This window comes from Pseudomonas putida W15Oct28 (assembly GCF_000708715.2).
GTDB lineage: Bacteria > Pseudomonadota > Gammaproteobacteria > Pseudomonadales > Pseudomonadaceae > Aquipseudomonas > Aquipseudomonas putida_R.
Genome location: NZ_JENB01000026.1, coordinates 51,498 through 70,441 on the forward strand (window position 1 = coordinate 51,498; position 18,944 = coordinate 70,441).

Annotated in this window: 12 protein-coding genes; 3 read left to right on the plus strand and 9 right to left on the minus strand. The window is 47.3% G+C overall.

The window, feature by feature from the left end:
- The first annotated feature begins 210 nt into the window (after nt 1-210).
- The 3 genes from AK81_RS28495 (at nt 211) to AK81_RS28500 (ending at nt 5,052) form a co-directional block, all read left to right on the plus strand.
- Nucleotides 211-2,118, plus strand: a complete 1,908-nt coding sequence (locus AK81_RS28495; RefSeq protein WP_081042100.1) for an acyltransferase family protein — start codon at nt 211-213, stop codon at nt 2,116-2,118.
- Between the two features lie 194 nt (nt 2,119-2,312).
- Nucleotides 2,313-3,401, plus strand: coding sequence for an acyltransferase family protein (locus tag AK81_RS18410; protein ID WP_043201092.1), 1,089 nt, complete (start codon nt 2,313-2,315; stop codon nt 3,399-3,401).
- Between the two features lie 175 nt (nt 3,402-3,576).
- On the plus strand, nt 3,577-5,052 hold the full coding sequence (locus AK81_RS28500; RefSeq protein ID WP_160325560.1) for a heparinase II/III domain-containing protein: 1,476 nt from the start codon (nt 3,577-3,579) through the stop codon (nt 5,050-5,052).
- A 47-nt stretch (nt 5,053-5,099) separates the two neighbouring features.
- On the opposite strand, the gene AK81_RS29675 is transcribed toward AK81_RS28500, so the two are convergent.
- The 9 genes from AK81_RS29675 to wecB form a co-directional block, all read right to left on the minus strand.
- On the minus strand, nt 5,100-6,857 hold the full coding sequence (locus AK81_RS29675; protein WP_154100813.1) for a hypothetical protein: 1,758 nt from the start codon (nt 6,855-6,857) through the stop codon (nt 5,100-5,102).
- Between the two features lie 74 nt (nt 6,858-6,931).
- On the minus strand, nt 6,932-7,369 hold the full coding sequence (locus tag AK81_RS18415; RefSeq protein WP_043201094.1) for a hypothetical protein: 438 nt from the start codon (nt 7,367-7,369) through the stop codon (nt 6,932-6,934).
- A 49-nt stretch (nt 7,370-7,418) separates the two neighbouring features.
- Nucleotides 7,419-9,011: a heparinase II/III family protein gene (locus AK81_RS28505; RefSeq protein WP_081042102.1), complete on the minus strand. Its 1,593-nt coding sequence runs from the start codon at nt 9,009-9,011 to the stop codon at nt 7,419-7,421.
- A 17-nt stretch (nt 9,012-9,028) separates the two neighbouring features.
- On the minus strand, nt 9,029-11,188 hold the full coding sequence (locus AK81_RS18425) for a glycosyltransferase family protein (RefSeq protein WP_206542915.1): 2,160 nt from the start codon (nt 11,186-11,188) through the stop codon (nt 9,029-9,031).
- Nucleotides 11,188-13,281, minus strand: coding sequence for a CgeB family protein (locus AK81_RS28510; protein WP_081042103.1), 2,094 nt, complete (start codon nt 13,279-13,281; stop codon nt 11,188-11,190). Before AK81_RS28510 ends, AK81_RS18425 begins: the two co-directional genes overlap by 1 nt.
- 133 nt (nt 13,282-13,414) lie before the next feature.
- Nucleotides 13,415-14,662, minus strand: coding sequence for a glycosyltransferase family 4 protein (locus AK81_RS18440; RefSeq protein ID WP_043201097.1), 1,248 nt, complete (start codon nt 14,660-14,662; stop codon nt 13,415-13,417).
- Nucleotides 14,659-15,894 carry a glycosyltransferase family 4 protein gene (locus AK81_RS18445; protein ID WP_043201099.1) on the minus strand — a complete coding sequence of 412 codons (1,236 nt, stop codon included), beginning with the start codon at nt 15,892-15,894 and terminating at the stop codon, nt 14,659-14,661. The genes AK81_RS18440 and AK81_RS18445 overlap by 4 nt, the downstream gene beginning before the upstream one ends.
- A 168-nt stretch (nt 15,895-16,062) precedes the next feature.
- Nucleotides 16,063-17,325, minus strand: a complete 1,263-nt coding sequence (gene wecC, locus AK81_RS18450; RefSeq protein ID WP_043201101.1) for a UDP-N-acetyl-D-mannosamine dehydrogenase — start codon at nt 17,323-17,325, stop codon at nt 16,063-16,065.
- Entirely contained in the window at nt 17,322-18,464 is a 1,143-nt protein-coding gene (gene wecB, locus AK81_RS18455) for a non-hydrolyzing UDP-N-acetylglucosamine 2-epimerase (RefSeq protein WP_043201102.1), read from the minus strand. Before wecB ends, wecC begins: the two co-directional genes overlap by 4 nt.
- Between the last annotated feature and the right edge of the window lie 480 nt (nt 18,465-18,944).

Genomic DNA, 18,944 nt, shown 5'->3' on the forward strand with positions numbered 1-18,944 from the left:
CGCCGAAAAGCCAAATGAGGTTAGCTTGAAGCCTGGACTCCATGCTGTGCGCAAAAGTTTTTTCAATTGTCTGTCCGATGTCCCCATTGTAGGTATGAGAGCCCGTTCGGAGTGGATGCATGCCACGTGACACCTTTTTCGTGCCCTTGGTTCCCGTGAGCTTTAGATATATAATTCGCGCCTATCGCAAAAAAACAAATCGGGATTTCGATGTCTACAGTCAGGGTTGATATACAAGTTCTTCGAGGGCTGGCAGTTGCGTTTGTAGTTTTTGAGCACTTGGCGTTGCCTGGATTTAAATATGGATATTTGGGTGTCGATATATTCTTTGTAATTTCAGGATTTCTGATTACATCGATTGTATCCAAGGGGTTGGAGCGAAATGACTTTTCGTTCAGGCAGTTCTACCTCCGTCGGGCTAAAAGATTACTGCCTGCCTCATTCGTCACTATTCTTGCGACTATAGTGGCAGCAAAGTTTTTCCTTCCGGCCATGCAAGTCGAGTCGATGAAGCAACAAGTCATCGGTGCACTGACTTTCTCGACTAATTTTGTATTGCTTAGCCAAGCCGGGTATTTCGATATTGAGTCTGCGACAAAGCCGCTTCTACACATGTGGTCACTTGCGGTGGAGGAGCAATTTTATTTTGTATTGCCTGCGTTGCTTGCATGTGTTTCTCTAAAATATAGAAGAAATGCGCTTGTTGTTTTGGCTACTGCTAGCTTTATTGGCTGCTTGTATCTTTCAGCCAGTAATCAGTCGGTGGCATTCTATTTGCTTCCGACCCGGGCATGGGAGTTACTGATTGGTAGCATTGCATCCATGCTGGTGTCTAATGATTACGTTAAGCGTTGTTGTTTAAAGCTGGCCTTGCCTGCTTTTGCTATTTTGCTTGCAACGCCGTTCGTTAATTCTAACTTGCCACACCCAGGTATCGATGCGCTAGTTGTGTGCTTTGCTACTGCAGTAGTGTTAATCGCAAATCATCGTCTCTTGAATATTGAGGGGCGCATGCTATTTGTGAACAGGCTTGGTAATTTATCCTATTCCTTGTACTTAGTACATTGGCCTCTGATTGCTTTTGTCAATGTTTCAAGCGATAGTCTCAGTCTGTCATCTAAGATTACATTGCTGGCCGCATCTTTGGTTCTGGCAATTGCTATGTATCGCTTAGTAGAAGAGCCTTTCAGGAAGTTTAACTACGGGATAAAGCCGTCGTTAATGATATTTCCATCTTCTGCTTTTGTTTTGGTGCTCTGCATGCACTTCTTTCTTCAGGCCAACTCCACAGAAAGGGTAAGTGAAATATTTTCTCCGAACTACGGGCTGGATAAAAAATGCGGTGCGCGAGTCTACACGGATTCTGCAAGTTGCAAGACTTCAGATGATCCGTCCGTGATTGTTTGGGGCGATTCGTTTGCAATGCATAATGTTCCTGGTATTTCATTGTCGCAAAAGATTGATATTCGACAGGCCACGAGAAGTTTTTGTGCGCCTTTTTTAAATGCCGCGCCAAATACTAAAAGAGCTCAGTTTGAAAGCGAGGCTCGTCAGTGTGTGGCATTTAATGATAGCACGCTAAAGTTTATTGAAAAGACGAAGTCTATTGATACTGTAATTCTGGCTGGCTCATACTGGCAGTATACAGTTGACACCTATGAAACAATTTCTTTTGGCGCTGATGGTAGGATGCAAGTTGAGAAGTCAGGGCTTGCGCGAGCGAAGAAAGATATGGGTATTATCGTATCCAAGCTAAAGGCGATGGGGAAAAAGGTCGTGGTCATTTCGCCGCCGCCGTCTATTAGCAGAAAAACGCTTTCATGCCTCCAAAATGAGGTGGCAAGCGGGGTCTCCACGCTGCAGTCAGCTAAGTGTATTGCGGACAGACCAACATTTGAACGTACACACAGGGCTGTCAATGCTCTGCTAAAGGACGTCGAAAAGAACTATGGTGTGAAAGTTGTGTATCTATCTGACTATATCTGTGACAAGGAAACTTGCAGAACCAGCCTGGATGGTGTGCCGCTCTATAGAGATGGTGGTCACTTGAGTAAAGTGGGTTCTATTAAGCTCTATGAAAAAATTCCAAATGTGCTGACTGGTTTGGATAGAAGCTGAAGGAAAGCGCGGCGGCATATTGGAGTTAAGGGGTATGCCGAACCTGGTCGTCTCCTTGTACGCGAATATGAATTTTGATTCTTGTCTGGACGGTGTAGATGCAGTTGCAGCCCAGATAATACAATAATTGGCACTGTGGGATTTTGGTGCGATTGAAACTTGGGGAGAAATGAGTGCTTCTTGGAATTCATTACATGCGTGGCATAGCTGCGCTTATTGTTGTGCTTTTTCACTTTCGTGGATTATTGAACAATGTCTATGCTGATGCAAACTTAGGCAGGAGCCTGTTACAGTCGGGTGCGTCAGGCGTTGATATATTTTTCATGATTAGCGGTTTCATTATCATGGTTGCATCCGCCAATGAAAAAGCAAATAAACCAGGCTCCTTCCTCACGCGAAGGGTGTTTAGAATATACCCCGCATTGATTATATGCTGGGTGGTGGGTAGTCTCACAATCTACAGTAATCAGCCGGTCGTAGAGCTGCTGAAAGCAGTTATACCCCTTAATAAAGACTATAACATGCCGGCGCCCACATTTGGATTTAACCTAATGGGTCCGCCGTGGACACTGACTTATGAGATTTTGTTTTATGCTGTATTTTGCTTAGCCATTTCAATAAGCCACAAACATCGGGCGTTAGTAGCTTCGGCGTTGTTGGTGGCGAGTATTGTTTCGCTCAATCTTATTTTTAATGGTTCTGTAGAAATCAGCGCCGCCAAAACATTAGATTTAGAAACAACATCTCAGTGGACTGGGATTCTCAAAATGCTTTCTTCAACCTACTTACTTGAGTTTGTAGTGGGTATGATGTTTGCTAGTTTTTACATGAATAAGAGCATCAGTATACCTCGAGCGCCCGCATTGATCTATTTCTGGAGCTGCCTCGGTTTGTTCCTAGTTATGTTCGCCGCGAACTATAAGCCAGGGTTTGGTCCGCAGGGATATGGGATAAGAGCACTGGTTTTGGTCTCGGGTATTGTCGTCTTAGAAAAGGCAAATGTTGAAATTTTCAAGAGCAGTATATTGAGTTTTTTGGGTGATATTTCCTATTCGATGTACATATCGCACTTCCTGATTATTAAAATCCTATTGAAGTACAACCCCCCGGTTTGGAGCGAGACGTTAGGCTTCTCAAGGATGCTCTTGGCCACGGTGATCACGATCTTTGTGGCTACAATGATTTATACTTTTGTGGAGAAGCCGTTCATCAGGATTGGTAAAAATGTGCACAATAAGTACTTTCGTCGTGAGATGGTTGAAGGAAAGGTTCAGTTGACTTGAGTCCGGTTGGCTGAATTCAAATGATTGGGCTGATATAATATCAAATTTTGCTCAATTGTTTATGTGTGGAGTGTTATCTGATCTCTGCATGAGTTAAAATCTGAGTTTGCATGGTGTGTGTTCAGCTTGCGAAATCAGTGGGGTTAAATTAGTGGGCAACGGTGTGGATGGATCTGTGCATTTACTTAAATATGGAAAGTTTGATAACGTTCAGTTGGTTGAGCCCATAGATTGGGCTATGGACCCTTTCAAAGTGCTTAACTGGCGTCACAATTTTCTGAGCTTGCGCTGGTTGATCAAAAGCGTGCCTTTGGAAACCAAGCGAGCGGTAATTGTTAGTTTTTATGACTTCCATTGTAAGGCAAGGCAAGCTAACGATATGGTTGGCTCACGCATTGGTGACCACACAACGTCGATACGCATTGATGAACTATTACGGCTTAGATATGAATTCCTAGCGGCAGATGACCATCCAGTATCAGCGCTTTGCGAAGAGATACTGCGTGCTGATATGGCAACGCTTTTGTCGGAAAAAGTATATCGGAGCGGGCATAACCACGGGGTGATGGCAGATATATCGCTTCTCAACGCAATTTCGATTATCGGTCATCCAGATAAGAGTATCCCGAAGTACGTTGTGAGTAGGGGGATGAAGTCGCTTCAGAGTATATTTGATTCCGGCGGCTTGACTCAAGAGCATTCTATATCATATCAGGAGTATAATTATCCTGTTGCTAATAAGTTTTTAAAGGCAGCATCGAAATTTGATGGCCTTGACAAAAACTTTGGCAATATAGATTTGTCGGGTGCGACACAGAAGCTGCTTAAGTTTTTTACTCGTACAAACGATGAATATATTCCAGTTGGTGATTCCTTTAGGCGTCCGAATGCAAGTATTCGGAAGTTATGCCCTGAAATGGTACCGTCTGAAGAAGACGTTGTTTCTTTAGGGATGCCAAACAATAGGCTGTTCTGTGAAAATGGTTTTTTCTCTTATGTGAAACAGGCAGACTCAAGGCGCCGTATTCATTTTGTTTCTGTTTGCGCCTGGCATTCAGCGAACCACAAACAGGATGATGATTTATCGTTCTGTCTTGAGCTTGACGGCCAAATGATCTTCGATGACCCTGGGTATTCGGATCAAGTGGATAAAGAGACAACTAACGCACTTAGGAATGCCGACCACCATAGCACGGTATGTTTAGATAGCGTTCAGTACTCAAATCGTGGTAGAACTAACGGTGAATCTAAGTTTACCGAATGGCGTGAAACAGATGAAGGCTTTGTCCTTGAAGGGCAACAGCAGCGCATGCCGGGTGTGAAATTTAGTCGCCGATTTGAGTTGAATAACAATTCCCTGCGAATTTCTGATCAGATTTCTACAGCTGATAAATCAGTTGGTGAGCATGGTTTTGTGCTTGCGCCAGATATCCATGTTCGCTTTGAAGGGGGGGGGGTGTGGCTATACCGAGACTATTCCGTTTTGGGAATAATAAAGCCCGACGAGCTTGATGGCGAATGGGTTGTTACCAGGATTCACTACATTGGCAGTGATAGACATAATCTAGCGCAGACTTTACGACTGGCATACAGAGCGCCAATAAAGTTCGAACGTAAGTTTGCATTCAATTTTTCGGGTATTAATTTCTGAGCAGTATTGGCAGAAAGAGATAGTCTCTTTCTGCCAAATTTGCTATCTCAAGCCAGCGAGGGCGCCAGAGCTTGGATTTCGGAGTTGATTCTTAATATGTCCGGTACCAATTCGTTAGCTGCCAAAAATTGTTGACGTACTACGCAACGTTCAAATGAGTGTACAAAAGCAGCCAATAAAATCTCTTTGTTATCAATATTGGCTAGTGACTTTCTAGATGCCCTAGATTTCTTTATCCAGGGTGAAATGCATTTAAGCTCGCTTTCCGTTACAGGCCAGCATGCACCGATAGGTTCTAGCGTCCACCTTCCCCATTGGCTTAGCTTTGCATGGCCACTGCAGTCTATTCTTACTGTGTCAGGCGTAATGTCTGTATTTATAAACTGTAACGGCAGCCTTTGTAGGGTGGCCTTGATGATTGGCAGTTCTGATTTGAATACCTTGATATTCTCGCGTGTAGATTCATCACTGGCGGCTACAATGATCCTGTCAATCATTGCATCATTCAAACGGTCCCAGAGCAAAGGTTTCGAACGTAAGAACCGAGAAATAAGTGACGCAGGGGGCTCAATAGCAAGCAGACTTCCAAACAGCTCTAGCTTTTTTGCTTTAACTTCCCGGAATGTAATTGAACTCTCACCATCCATGAGAAAAACTATGCAATGAAAGCCCTGGACCATCGTGGTACCAGAAAACTGCAGGGTTGGAAGTTTAAGATCTCTGCATGCCGCCAAGATGGTAGCCTCTTGTAGCGCCAAGTCTCTTCTTGATTTATTGAAAAGTTTAACAAGATACACGCTATCGTTTTTGTTCTTCGCTGAGCGAGCAGTGACCTCAAAGGCCGCTGTGTCAGTAGTGGCGACCTGAAACCATTTGGATGATAGTACGTCAATAGAATCATCAGTGATTTCATTCAGTGCGCTTTGAATCCAAGTGTTTCTTTCAGATAACTCTAAGGCTTTCCAAAAATCTTGATCTTTAACTTGGTCAGGTGACGCTAGCGCGTGTCCGTGGAAGAATAGTGCATTCACCTGTATGCGATTTAGGTGTAGATAGTTGAGGTCAACTATTAAGTTGCTGAGGCGTTGTAGTGTTTGCCTAACAATTAGAATTGAAACAATTGCGATCAAAGCGCTCGAGTTACCTAAGGTAAGGTATTCCCCAACGATGTAGAAGAAAGTTAGCAAGAAGCCGAGTGAAGCGGCAAGATTAGATAGCTTGCTTGTATTTCCGATGGAGCTAAAAAATTCAAACTTATGATAAGTGAAAGCTATTATGATTGTAAAAATTATGCCGTAGACCGCTAAAGTGGCGAAGAGATATGGGTTGATAATTAAAAGGCCTGTGCTTGCGGCGGAAATAAATATTCCCGCTGCCAGGCTCCGGGAGTAACGCTGATACGCTTGTGCAGCCAGTTCGTCTTGATTATTAAATAAAATAATCTTTTGGCTTCTTTGAATTAACTGTAACGCTCCGCGTTCGGAAAATTTCACAATAATATTTTCCGCTAACGCATAGAGGCCGTAGAAAAAGACGGTCGCAATGCTTAGTGCTATGACCAAGTGTTTATGGTCAACGCTTTGAAAGTAAGAAGGGAAATAGTTAGGTGTTTTGCCGGACCCTATTATGATAATTACTTTTAGTGGAAGGAAGTATGAAATAAGCAATGATGCTTGCGAAACAAGTGTGGCAGTAACCACAATCAGGGTCTGAAGTGGAACGATCCGTGTAAGTTTCAGGCCTACAGATTTAAGCCAGAAAATAAAGTTTTTTGCGTCTGCATAAAATGAAAACATACCAGACACTCAGCTCCTGGTTGTGTGTAAGTATTATGGCAAGGTCGCGCTTTATGCGCGACCTTGCTAGAACTAGATTTAGCTCAGATTTTCCACAGCAGCATCAACTGAGTGCTTTTATCAGCACTTGTGTATGTTGCACCAATAGGGGCTTGACCTTTTTTCTTGTAATGCACGGAGTACACGTCTTTATCGCTACTTTTTACAATCCGAGCGTAACCAGATTTTGCGAGAGCGGCGAAGACTTCACCTTCAACAGCCATAGAATCCTGTGGCAGCTCGAAAATATACCGTTGAAAATCACCGTCTTCCTTTTTCGACACGGTTTCACGAATGAGCTTACCATTGAAGTTCAGTACAGTACCGTCTGCAAGCGTCAAGGTTTGCTTGCTGTCCGGCCCACTAACCAGTGACTGCTTTGATTTAGATTCTTGATGCTGAGTAGTCTCTGGAGCTTTGGTTTCTCCGCAACCGGCAACGAAGAGGGCAACGAGAAGGGCTGGTACAATGTGTTTTTTCATGATGTTTACGCTATTTAGTAGTTAAGTTGGCGTTAAAGGTTGATACTAATTATCTGAAATTTATTGTTATAATATTTTCTTCCCCTGTAGAAATCCATAGGCGACTAACATCTTCAGTTACACCGAGATGTTTAGAGATAATGGCACTAAACTCAGGGGCGTTTGCATTCCATCCAAGGCATGTGGACGCTTCGAGGTGCTTATCACCTGTGTCCAAGTGAACTTCAAAGTTATCAAAGTTTAATGTCACTGAGCTGTTTCTGAACAGCATGCTGGATTGTTCTGGGATAAGAAAATTTGAATTTATTGGTACGCCCGTAGAGCTCGAGTCTTTAATGACTATCTGTCCCAATTGGATTTTAGAAATATCAATTGAGCGCTGAACTTTTTTTCCGTACATATGGCTTGTGCCACAGAATCGTCCCTTTTCATCGATCCTGAGTGTTGGGGGGGAAACTAATTTTGAGCGATCACGTTCAGCTTTGAATGGCAATATTGGCAGGCAATGCGCGAGAGGAGATCTTACAAATATCCTCTTCTCATCCTTTTCGTTGTGGCTCAAAAGCCCGCCGTCCCCAAATACAATTTTTCCATCATAGTAGAATATGATGGAGAGGTCGTCGTCATGGCGATGATAGTTTGAATCATGACAGTTTTTAAAGGCGAGATAGAAGTCCTTTGACTTTAAGTCTTTTCCTTTGGCAATCAGGTACCCGGAGGCTGAATAATCGTGGACGATTAAATGTTCCGAAAGGAGCTCGCTTTCGCTTTTATCATCCCAACGAGTATCTCCAATCATTGGGAGTAAATCGTTGGGCATCGTAATTGCATTTAAAAATGCAGTTGCCTTGTCGGTAAACTCTTCCGCGCGCGATGAAATCTTTTGGTCCCCAAGGTCGGCGAGCGACAAGAGGTTATTAAGTCGAGACAGCATAAATTTTTGATAGCCAGGGCTATTTTCTTTATGCACACCTTGCTCAGTGAAGGCGAAGTCAAGCTCATCAATCAAGCGTCTTTGACCAAGCTCTATGTATTTCGGATAATTGCCACCGAAATACATTGCGATTGTATACATTATCAAGGACTGATCAAACCCATGATTTGTATGCTTGGAATAGTTGCTGCTCTCCGCCAGCCACTTCAGATGCTTCTCAATCAAATTCAGAATATTTTTTCTGATGCTCTCATCTGAAGGGACGAGACCTGCATACGAAGTGAATATCGCCCAATTTACGATGTTACGTACCCGAAACGCAGCGGCATGATCATGCCAGGCGAGTGGAGAAGCTTTATTGGTCATGCTATTTGTTTGCCAGTTGTTCAGGCAATCAAGGCAGTAACTGTAATATATCTCTCGCTCTTCGGGTGTCTGAAGATCATAGCTTGAAATGAACCAGGTTAAGAATGGCAATGCTTGAATTTGCCACCACCAACTGCGATCTTTTCCAAACTCATTCCAGTCGAAATTACGCAGATTAATAGTCTCGCGCGCGAATCCGCGCAGCTCCACTACGTTATTTTTTGCGCAGGACTCGAGTATTTTTAGATCGTTACGATTATTGGTCGTAAGATTCTTTTTAATAAAATCGATCGCGCTTTTTTCGGCTAGATAAGTCAGATCGGATGGGCGTTTGATAAGCATTAACTCAGCTCATTGAATTATTGAAGAATATTTGTCCATTGATTGGATACCAATTCTGGTGAATAGTTCCTCAATAACATCTCATGCTTGATTGTGCCGATATTGTTTCGCTCTGAGATAATCAAGTTTCTCGCGTCATCTAATGAGTTAATTATGTTTTCTGTTGGCCATATTTGGGAAGCACCGTGCCAGTTCCAGATAATTGGTACTGATCCGCTGAGCATTCCCTCGCCTACTGCCATATGGAACGACTCAGCATCAGACGGGGAAAGTACATATCCAACCATCGTTAGCCAGTCATTGACATTATCTCCAGGAGGATCAAAGACAACTTTATGTCTGAGTTTTGCGTTGCTGTTAATTTTTTGGAATAGGGCAGAGTAATAATTTCGCTCTTCGTTGCGCTTCAAAAGCCAGCCATAATCAAGAGGGTGCTTTCCTTTAATGCGGAGGCAATAGCGCGAGTCGTGCTCAAGAAGGATCTCCAGAAGGTCGATAGCTCGATCCAGTCTTTTGCTCTTTGGCGCTACACCAATCATGCCAATAGTAAATGCTGCATCGCCTGTTTTCTTCTTGGCGGTAAATTTTGAATTATCTAAAATATTTGGAATAACACTGGTTTTTTCAATTGGAAAACCTTTGAGGTTGCTTAGTCCAATTGTACGAATGCTCTCGCTTACGAAAGCGATATGGTCAATGTTCTTCCAGTTAGCCTCTGCTACATATGGAAGCTTCGATTCTTGAGCATGGAATCGCGCTACCAGCTTTTGATGTGGGAGTTTATTGTTTGAGAACCACTTCAAATTGCCAAGGCACCACTCACAGAATATGACGTCGGCATCTTTAAGCAGTTTCAGGCTGGCCTGTTTGTCATGCAGATCGTGACCCTTCCACTGGTCCACGATAAATTCAAAAGACCCAGACTCTTGAAGCTTTTGCTGCAAGGGGCCAAAAAACTTCAAGTCGTGTCCAGCTACTAAAACTTTCAGCTTTTTTGTGCTGGATGGCTTTTTAGCGGTAGTCGTTTGACTGGTCATTAGCCACTCATGAATCGTTTTAACCCGGGCCGAGAATGTATGTCGGCTTGCTAGTGCTTGAAGGCGTTCAGCTGCCAGCTGCGATTTCTCGTCATCCAGCAACGCAACTTCCAAAGCCGATTCGAACTCTTCGATGCTGTTGGCAAATAGAGGATAATCTTTACCGAGCAGTTGCTCGTGCAAAGGGTTTCGGTTCAGAATGGCTGCACAGCCTGCGGCGCCATACTCAAGAATCTTTGTAGAATATTCTACGGTGTCATTCATGCTCTCGTCGCGCCATGAAAGCCCGACCTTGGCCAACTTTAGTTGATCAAATACACCTTCGCGACTTTTTGCGCCAATCCAGTTGAGCGCCGCAGTGTTCTCCAGTGCATGTTTCATTCGTGCACTATATTCTTTCGTCTTGGCGTCGTTGTGGATTTTATCTCCAATAACGATGAGTTGGCTGCCGGTGACGAGAGTGTGAACTTTCGGCCAGCTTTCAGCCATTTCCAGTGTTTTCCACTGGCTTTTGAATTTCCCTGCATATATCGCAATACGATTTCGCTCGAAAACCGGTTTCGATGGTATTTCAAAGTCATTGATAACAGGTGTGTAAATATCAATCTTGCTGTCATCAAGGTCTGGGGCAAGCGCTTTCCATAAGGCGGCAAAGCCTTCAGTTTGACACAGTACCTTTGAGCAGCCGGCAGCAATATTGCGCATGAGGTCACGCTGCTCAGGCGAGTAAAGCTCAGCATCCTGTGGGATGTCGGTCAAATAAACCCATGTCCGACTGAATATTTCGGGATACTTCAGAAGGCTGCTTGCAATATCAAGGCCGCGTACCAAGCAAACGTCATATTTTTCTTCAATTGAGAGCTTTACAGCAAGCTCCGCCATTTGAGTAAAGTCAAGGCGCCGCTTAGAAGAGCCCTTCCAATAACTCGAGTGCGTGCCATCGATAATATTTACGTTCGGATGATCTATTAATGGTTGAAAGAGTTCGTGTCGCTCTGGTCTGCTCTTTGCTACGAAGTCTACGATGGCACATTGGGTGCTCGCTAGCGCCAGTGTGATGGTTTGAGCCCAGATTGAAGAGCCGTCAATAAAGTTCAAGTCGGGGGCGGCGCAGACAAGTACACGCTTGTTGATGGTCATTATTTAAACCCCGATACCTTCTGATTACTCATGGCCCTGTAAAACTCTCTGCTGTCGGCACAATAAAGCTGGGGTGCAGTTACTACCGTGCCTGCTTCGGCAAAACGCCAGCTGTCCAGGAAAGCTTTAGGGTCCCAAATTGCACCGTCTAATTGGGCCTCTTGATTGAAATCAAAAGTGTCCCGATTGAGAGACTTGGCCCAACCTTTAGCATCCGGTTGATAGCTCATCGCGTTCGCCAAGTCGCGCAGGTAGTAACGCCCATAGCCAGCCAGCGGGTTCAACCAGCCAAGAGCGCTAAATTCCAGTGCTTTCTTTTCGAACGAAGCGCTAGCGAGATATCCTGGTGGAACCAGTTCAACACCGTTTGGTCTTGGTAGCCCAAGGAGTTCTGGGCCGCCGTGACACTCAATAATTATCGAAAATTCACGATAAATCTGTTGGTCACACAATTTTACCAAGCTGTGCACATCAATCTCATCGTACGCCTTCGCAACCAACAAAATATTGGGGTTGACGTTGCTCACGGGCGGCAAGCCAACGCTCGTGAATACTTGGTTGATTCGATGTGCATAGGTATGATTGCTGAATACTTCTCTGATACCAAGCAAGCTACGTCTGCGCCACTCTTTGTCATCCGTCAGCAGTGTATGAATAGCTTCTTCAGCTTCTTGTTCACTGCTCACCATCCAAACAGCGTCTGACTCGAAAAGTTCCTCAATGCCTTTAGCATAGGTGCTTACCACAGGCGTACCGCAAGCCATCAGCTCGAACACCCTACGGGAAAACATTGTAGGTGAATCGGTCACGGAGTTTACATTGAGGAACACGCGATACCTGCTGTACTCGGCACAAAGCTCTTTGTACGGAAGGCTGCCTTTGATTCCAGCCTGATATTCTTCCGGGAAAGAAAATAGTCCGGTGCCAAAGTTGCGATCGTAGATATCCAGCCCGTGTTTGTTGCCGGCTTGAAGTAACCAGCGCATTGCACGGCCACGCTTCGCATGTCGATTTCCGTACCAACTACCTGCAAAACAAGCACGCGGAAGACGTCCTTCCAAAGGTGCGGGCTTATGCAGTTTTGGCTGCGCAGCGAAGGGGAGCGCATGAACATTCGAATTGCCCGTTTTTTTGCGATACGAAGGGCGAGTATTAGCATCCGTACTAAAAATATGATCGGCTAGTTTGGCACTGCACATGAACTTGTCATGATGTACAGGGTCTTCTTTATTCCAAAAAACCATGGGGATTCCACGTTCTCTGGCGTATTGGGACATTAACGCGATTTCTGGGCCAGGCTTGTTAGAGTATTCTGCGACTCGGAACTGCCAGCTGCCCTGATTACCTTTCCAAGCGCTCTCGATAAAGAACGCGGCAGGCTTGTATTTTTCAGCCAGGGCATACCAGTTATCCGGCCGTGGTTGGATCAGATTAACTTCCTGCTCAAAGCAACCGGTAGTGAATTCATCCATGACACCGATTACATATGGCTTGCCGTTTTCTGGGTATTCTGGCCAGCCCAAGATACTGATAGCCTGAACCTCAGCAGACGGAGGGATCAGTTGAATCAGTTCTTCCTTGAGTTGCCGAGAGATTATTTCAATCTGATCGATATGGATGGCATCGTTAGCAGCTGCGTTGAAGGTGCAGAATCCAATTTCAAGGCTGACACCGCCATCAGGTACTTTAAATTCGTGAAGTGTTACTACTTTACCTAGGGTGCAAGGCAGGTATTTATAATACGAGTTCAGCTTTTTGGAGCGTGCGAGCTTGCCGCCTAGCTCGACAATCTCGTCTCCATCAAGGTCCAGCAGTTTAACCAGCAGCAGCGCTTTACGGTTTACGTCGGCAGTATTTTCATACGTCACTGCGACCCGAACGGAAACGGTATCACCTGATTTGACAGCGGCACTGTTCCACTGTGGGGAGGCAGTCAAGGTGATGCGGTTGCTTTCAACCACTTCGACAGTTGGAAGCGGCTCGTTCTTCTCCATTCCAATGCGAACAGCTACCTTTCGGTTTTTCACCAAAGACTCGTAGATACCTAGACTTTGCGCCATTTTTTTTAACCATCGACGCCCCCATTTTTTCATTTGCCTTCCCCGTAAAACTTAGAAACTGAAATATTAATTAAGTGTAAACTGGTTTGAGATTTACTTGATTGCTCGGCGCTAATCAATTTAATAAATTTATGTGCTCTATATAATCTTCCATGAAAAAATTGAGTCATGTTTCAGTGTTCGCAAGCTTGTTCGGGCTCTCCGATGCATGATCATTTTTGCGCTTTGCAGGGAGGGTCTGGTATATATCTTGCGCCATTTTTTGCTTGATAAATGACCTGGAGTATTCGGCGACAAACTCCTTCCGGCAAACCGGCTCTAAAATTAGTTTTTCAAGAGCTTCAATGGCGCTTTCTATATTGCCGGGAGAGAAAATTGCAATGTTATTTATACGGTGGTTGGCGAATCGACGCGCATAGCCGGTCAGCCCGGCCCAGATAGGTTTACCTGTTGCTGCGTACTCGAAGAGCTTAGATGGCAGTACTTTTCGAAACGCCTTCAAGTCGTTCAGGTGTAGGAATAGTACATCCGCCGATTCGTAAGCCTTAAGTAACTTGTCACGTTTCATTGGAGGGCTAATCAAAACGTTGGAAACACCATGTAACTGCAGTTCTCGAAACAATCGATCCGATGCCCCGCCTGCGCCGATCAAATGAAACTCAACACGATTTTCTAAGCGCTTAGCCAGCTGAGGTATGATGATATGCAAGCCTTGGCCAATGCCAAGATTTCCGGCATAGACAATGCGTAGCTTTGTCTTCTCATCAGTATCCATCGAGCGAGGCTCAGAGGGCTTCATTCGCAAAAATAATTCGTCAACACCATTGGTGTACTGTGCAAACTCAAGCTCCGGATATCGCCTTGAAAAGTACGGTAGAAATCCTGGTGAAATCAGGTTGACACGACTTGCTTGGCGAATTGTCCACCGCTCGATTGGCGAAAAAACAGTCGCGGCTAACTTGCCAAGTCGATAAGGGAATAGCTCTGGCAAAGTGTCGACAAAAATATCGCGAATATCCAGGTACAGACTAGCTCGAACTCGCTTTGCTACCAAAGCCCCAAGGGAGGCAGTCATTAGTCTAGAAGAAGTAGCTACAACTAAATCATATTTTTTATGTTTTACCGAGGAAAACACTGCTTTAGCATAGGCAGCAAATGCAATTGCTTGATCAACTATCCCGCTTTGATGGCTGGGAAGGTCTATTCTGCGGATGCTGATAGCCCCATTTTGCTCAAATTGTGGTGCGTCTTTTACATAGTTATGATAGCGGTTCGGGCGTGTCGTAATTACATCGATCTGAGCACTGTCCCCAAGCTCATGCTGAAGCGACTTCACCAGTGCTTCTGCCCGAAATGCCCCTGCGGAAAGATCAGGTGTGTAATAAAAACTAAGAATCAGGATTCTAGGGTTCATGAACGGACCCCAACATTTTTACCCAGTAACTGGTTGTACAGTTCAACCAATTTATTTTCCTGCTCTTCCCAGTTAAGTTCCAATGCCGCACGATCTGAGTTGCCCGCCATGATTTTTCGCATGTCTGGGTTTTCAATCAAGGTTTTCAATGCGGTTGCGAGTGCTTGGATATCCTTTCCGTTCAGGAGCAAACCGACCTCATGTTTTTCAACAACTTTTCTGATCTCAGGCAAGTTGGTCGCGACAATTGGAAGGCCGGCTATCAAATACTCAAACAGCTTGTTTGAGTCTGTAGTGAAGTGGTTGAAGCAAGTATTTTCAATGGGCTGAACACCAATGTCTGCGGAAGCCGTGTATTCAGGTAGCTCAGCCAATTTTACGGTTGGAATAAAGTGCACACGATCACTCACACCCAGCGACTGGCTCAGGTTGATCAGTGATTGTGCCAAGCGACCACCGCCTATAAACACGAAATAGGCGTCGGGAACTAGCACCGCAGCATGCACCAGCTTGTGCAAGCCGCGTCCTTGCTGCAGGCCACCTTGATAAAGGATGATAGGCCATTGTTTTTCCAGGCCCAGTTCATCGCGAATTCGGTGGGTGTTAGAACGCGACAGGTAGCGTGGTCTGTTCTGAAGAACCGTAGGGCGTACGACACCATACGCCCTGGCAAAGAATTTTGAGCGAGCTTCAGTAGTGGTAATCACACCCGAGGCGCGAGGCATCAGATGCTTTTCGATGAAGCCGACTATTCGCCGGATGCCCTTGTAGCCTTCACGGCTAGTACTTATTTCATGAGCATCGTAGATCAGCGGTGCCCGGCTAGTGATCGCCGCTAGCCAGCCGGTAGGCAATGTATTCACATCATGAGCGTGAACGGCGTCTGGCCGATAGCTCACTACATTGGCAAAGAACTTGAGATGTGCCCAAACTCTACCGCAGGCGCGGAGCATCAGCACGGGTGCAGATGAGCGGGAGCCTTTTTGCGGCAGCGCCTTGGCTGCTGCATCTTGCGGGGCCTGCTTTCTTGTTGGCCAGAGCGAGACCATGTCAGGACTAACGCGTATTACTTGAATGCCGTCTTCCAGGGTCTCACGTGGCTGGGTAACACCAGGCTTGTGCAGTGCGAACACTCGAACCTGATAACCTGCTTTTTGAAGGGTCTGAGCTTCTTTGAGCACGCGGGCATCATTCAGAAACTCATTCCATACGATCATGGCAATTTTTTTCATGATCGTGACACCTGCATCGAAGTGGCAGAAACAATCCGCACTGAGGAACGGGATCTGCCACATTGCGTCAACGCAGAGGCTTGAACATTTTGACCAGCCACCACGGCACGCCGGGTTAACCGGTATAGCGTGAGGGCGGGATCAAAACGTTCCATCGCAGCAAAGACTTCAGTTTTGAGTAACGCCGGCGGCATCGATTACGAATGCAGCGTCACGAACGTTGAAGGTTTCTTTGAATTCACGGTGTTTAACCAGCAGCACGTGAATATCTGCGCTGTCTTGGGCATAGACGAAATCGACATGCTCGTGGTGCGCCAAGCGCTGTGGCAAGGCTTCGATATTCGGCTCGACCAGTTGCAGGGTGGCTTCCAGTTCGTTGCCCAGGCGCTCGGCAATGCTCAGGGCCGGGCTTTCGCGCAGGTCGTCGATGTCGGCCTTGAAGGCCAGGCCGTAGCAGGCGATTTTCACTTGCTGGGCCGACTTGCCCGGGTTTTTGATCAGGAAGTTGGCCAGGGCCATCTTGACCTTGTCGATTACCCACTCAGGCTTGCTGTCGTTGACCACACGGGCGGTGCGAATCAGGCGAGCTTGTTCTGGAGTCTGGCTGACGATGAACCATGGGTCCACGGCGATGCAGTGGCCGCCAACACCTGGGCCGGGCTGCAGAATGTTGACGCGCGGGTGGTGGTTGGCCAGGCGAATCAGCTCCCACACGTCGATGTCCAGCTTGTCGCAGATGATCGACAGTTCGTTGGCGAAGGCAATGTTCACGTCACGGAAGCTGTTTTCGGTCAGCTTGCACATTTCGGCGGTGCGGGCGTTGGTGACAATGCACTCGCCTTCGACGAAGGTGCGGTACAGGCGTACGGCCGCTTCGGAGCACTTCTTGGTCATGCCACCGATGATACGGTCGTTTTCCACCAGCTCGCGCAGCACGTGGCCTGGCAGTACGCGCTCAGGGCAGTGGGCGATGCGCACGTCGGAGTCTTCACCGTGGGTCTGTGGGAAGCTCAGGTCCGGGCGAGCCTGGGCCAGCCAGAACGCCATCTGCTCGGTGGCACCGACCGGGGAGGTGGACTCCAGAATGACCAGGTCACCCTTTTTCAGCACTGGCGCGATGGCCTTGCTGGCGGACTCGATGTAGCTCAGGTCCGGCTGGTGGTCATCCATGAACGGGGTCGGCACGGCGATAAGGAAGGCATCGGCGGCTTCCGGCACGGTGGAGGCACGCAGGTAGCCTTCGGTTACGGCAGCGTGAACCACCATGTCCAGCTCAGGCTCAACGATGTGGATTTCGCCGCGGTTGATGGTGTCGACCGCGTGCTGGTTCACATCGATACCGATCACGTGCTTCTTGCGGGCGGCGAAAACGGCGGCGGTTGGCAGGCCGATATAGCCCAGGCCTACGACGGAAATCTTGTTGAAGCTCATGCTGCGTCCTTGGAGTTAGAGAATGCGGAGAGTGCGTCGAGGATTCGCGTGCACGCTTTTCCATCGCCGTAAGGGTTGTGGGCGAAGCTCATCTCACGGTAGATCGCGTCGTCGGTGAGTAGCTTTGCCAGGTTTTCGGTGATCGATTCCACATTGGTGCCCACCAGCTTCACGGTACCGGCAGCCACGGCTTCCGGGCGCTCGGTGGTGTCACGCATGACCAGCACGGGTTTGCCGAGGGCAGGGGCTTCTTCCTGGATGCCGCCGGAATCGGTGAGGATCAGGTACGAGCGGGTCATCAGGTAGACGAACGGCAGGTAGTCCAGCGGCTCGATCAGGTGGATGTTGTTGACGTCGGCCAGCAGGCGGTTCACCGGTTCGCGTACGTTCGGGTTCAGGTGGACCGGGTAGACGATGTCCACGTCAGGGAATTGACGCGCGGTCTGTACCAGGCCCTGGCAGATACGCTCGAAGCCATCACCGAAGTTTTCGCGGCGGTGGCCGGTGACCAGCACCATGCGGCGCTCCGGGTTCAGGAAGCTGAACTGGGCTTCGAACTGGCTTTTCAGGGCCGGGCTTTCCAGCTTGCGGACTACTTCCAGCAGCGCATCGATCACCGTGTTGCCGGTGGTGTAGATGGTCGCGGGGTCGGTGCCTTCACGCAGCAGGTTGTCCTGCGAGTTGGTGGTAGGCGCGAAGTGCAGGGCGGCCAGGGCGCCGGTCAGGCGGCGGTTGCCTTCTTCTGGCCAAGGCGAATACAGGTTGCCGGTGCGCAGGCCTGCTTCCACGTGGGCGATCGGAATCTGCTGGTAGTAGGCGGCCAGGCTGGTGGCCAGGGTTGTTGCGGTGTCGCCGTGCACCAGTACCACGTCGGGCTTGAACTCGGCCAGCACAGGTTTCAGACCCTGCAGAATGGCAGTGGTCACGTCGGTCAGGTCCTGGCCGGGCTTCATGATGTTCAAGTCGTAGTCGGGCGTGATCTCGAACAGTTCCAGAACCTGGTCAAGCATCTGGCGGTGCTGGCCAGTTACGCAGACGCGCGACTCGAAACGGTCGTCCTGGGCAAGGTTGAGGGCCAGCGGTGCCATTTTGATGGCTTCTGGGCGGGTGCCAAATACGATGAGGGTCTTGAGGGACACGGCGACGGTCTTCTGTATGAGAGTGAAGGCGGTTGGAACTGGTGCTAACGGTAAGGATCTCGGGTGTTACTCAGGTCGGCCGGGGGTGGCCTGCTGGCGCAGCACGATGGAAATCGGGCAAGGCCAGTGGGGGAGATGAAAAAAAATTCATTCTGCTCGGATCCTTCAAGCGAAGCGGTTGTCCTAAGTCCGCAAATTTATCATTTCGTCATCAATATGACATCCCATCTGGCACGTTTTTTTCCCCTGATCGTAGGAAAATGCCGATAAGTATCGATGGGTTGGATCCTATTTTCGTTTAAATGATCAACAAAAACGATTGTTTGATGTTATTCAGACATCATGCCAACGAAGTCAATATCACTAAGGTATACGACGAACGGGTGGGGGCCTTGGCCGGCAAGGCTTGTGGGAAAAACAACAGCGTTTTGTCTGAATGAAACCCAGGTTAAACGGGAATTTACCTGGCGGCGATTTGCT

Bases quoted from the DNA above. Each gene is read 5' to 3' on its own strand.
- AK81_RS28495 (WP_081042100.1), top strand. From the start codon at position 211: ATGTCTACAGTCAGGGTTGATATACAAGTTCTTCGAGGGCTGGCAGTT.
- AK81_RS18410 (WP_043201092.1), top strand. From the start codon at position 2,313: ATGCGTGGCATAGCTGCGCTTATTGTTGTGCTTTTTCACTTTCGTGGA.
- AK81_RS18415 (WP_043201094.1), bottom strand. From the start codon at position 7,369: ATGAAAAAACACATTGTACCAGCCCTTCTCGTTGCCCTCTTCGTTGCC.
- AK81_RS28505 (WP_081042102.1), bottom strand. From the start codon at position 9,011: ATGCTTATCAAACGCCCATCCGATCTGACTTATCTAGCCGAAAAAAGC.
- AK81_RS18425 (WP_206542915.1), bottom strand. From the start codon at position 11,188: ATGACCATCAACAAGCGTGTACTTGTCTGCGCCGCCCCCGACTTGAAC.
- AK81_RS28510 (WP_081042103.1), bottom strand. From the start codon at position 13,281: ATGAAAAAATGGGGGCGTCGATGGTTAAAAAAAATGGCGCAAAGTCTA.
- AK81_RS18440 (WP_043201097.1), bottom strand. From the start codon at position 14,662: ATGAACCCTAGAATCCTGATTCTTAGTTTTTATTACACACCTGATCTT.
- AK81_RS18445 (WP_043201099.1), bottom strand. From the start codon at position 15,894: ATGAAAAAAATTGCCATGATCGTATGGAATGAGTTTCTGAATGATGCC.
- wecC (WP_043201101.1), bottom strand. From the start codon at position 17,325: ATGAGCTTCAACAAGATTTCCGTCGTAGGCCTGGGCTATATCGGCCTG.